We start from the raw sequence: 223 nt of genomic DNA on the forward strand, positions 1-223 counted from the left end.
CCTCTCACCCCGCCGAAACGAGCTGATGTACTACGGCAGGCGAGCTATCAAAGCTTGCTTTGTCATATGTTCCACCCTTGAGCTGTTCGCGTCACGCGTTCGGCGACGTTCGAACATTCTCTGCACCACCCACGCTTTGCGTGTGTGGTGAGTTGCTCCTTAGAAAGGAGGTGATCCAGCCGCACCTTCCGGTACGGCTACCTTGTTACGACTTAGTCCTAAT

Annotated in this window: 1 rRNA gene; it reads right to left on the minus strand. The window is 54.7% G+C overall.

The window, feature by feature from the left end:
- Nucleotides 1-163 precede the first annotated feature (163 nt).
- A 16S ribosomal RNA gene (locus tag WFH00_RS11920) occupies nt 164-223 on the minus strand; the annotation flags it as partial.

This window comes from Leucobacter sp. USHLN153 (genome assembly GCF_037145615.1).
Lineage (GTDB): Bacteria > Actinomycetota > Actinomycetes > Actinomycetales > Microbacteriaceae > Leucobacter.